The sequence below is a fragment of the Stenotrophomonas humi genome, assembly GCF_001431415.1.
Taxonomy (GTDB): domain Bacteria; phylum Pseudomonadota; class Gammaproteobacteria; order Xanthomonadales; family Xanthomonadaceae; genus Stenotrophomonas; species Stenotrophomonas humi.
The window spans coordinates 1-608 of record NZ_LDJI01000071.1 but is presented as its reverse complement, the minus strand read 5'-3'; the positions used below and the strand labels follow the sequence as shown (position 1 = coordinate 608).

Sequence of the window (608 nt, the reverse complement as noted above, 5' to 3'; positions counted from 1 at the left end):
GCGGCGGGTTCGTTCGGCTTCGGCGGATTGTTCCTCTACATCGCCTCGGCACCGGCATTCATCCTGGACCTGCTGCATTTGAACGAGCGCCAGTTTGCGTGGCTGTTCATTCCCACCATCGGCGGCATGGCGCTGGGCGCCTACGCCTCGGGCCGTGCGGCCGGGCGCATCGACGGAGCGCGTGCCGTGCGCATCGGCTACGCCTGCATCGCCATGGCCACCCTGTACAACATCGGCTACAACGCGCTGGCGCCGCAGATGAGCGTGCCGTGGGCGGTGCTGTCGCTGCCACTGGCGTCGTTCGGCGTGGCGTTGATCTTCCCGATCCTCAGCCTGGCCATCCTCGACATGTACCCGCGGCAGCGGGGCACGGCTTCGTCGATGCAGGCATTCAGCACGCTGCTGACCAACTCCATCATCGCCGGTGTGCTGTCGCCGCTGCTGAGCCGCAGCGGGCTGTGGCTGGCCATCGGTGCGGGGTTGTTCGCCGTTGCCAGCGGCGTGGCATGGAAATGGGAGCGCAACAGCCAGCGGGCCCAACGTGCGGCAGCACAACCCTGAGCCCACTACCGCGTCATCACCCGGATTAGTGACAATAAGCAGGCCGC

General features: G+C 66.8%; 1 protein-coding gene. It reads left to right on the top strand.

Annotation, left to right across the window (positions count from 1 at the left end; translation table 11 throughout):
- Positions 1-561: MFS transporter (locus ABB26_RS19210; protein WP_161809075.1), on the top strand; the 561-nt coding region annotated here is incomplete at its 5' end.
- Between the last annotated feature and the right edge of the window lie 47 nt (positions 562-608).